The sequence below is a fragment of the Lysinibacillus sp. RU7 genome (assembly GCF_057837305.1).
On sequence record NZ_JBYQFK010000212.1, the window covers coordinates 1 to 252 of the forward strand.

1 protein-coding gene is annotated in these 252 nt (G+C 42.1%); it reads left to right on the forward strand.

Annotated features, from left to right (window positions below):
- Positions 1 to 252 (forward strand): hypothetical protein (locus AC3II9_RS22135; protein WP_489158886.1); only part of this gene is annotated, 252 nt, incomplete at both ends.

A 252-nucleotide genomic window follows, 5' to 3' on the forward strand; every position in this document is an offset into this window, starting at 1 on the left:
GAAATTACTTCGCAGGAACGGAAAATGATCAGAGACGCGGCGAAGCATCTCCAGAAAAAATACGGAGACTATGAAAACCGTGAATTCATAAAGCAGATTCATCAGCTTTCCTCTTATTTTTTACCCGAAAGGATTTTAAATACAGCCGCTGATTTTTCCAGTGATTTTTCTGAAACCCAATACGGAGCTTTAATCTTCAAAGGGCTGATGGATGTCGACCAGGAAAGTATCGGTTCCACACCGCCTAACTGG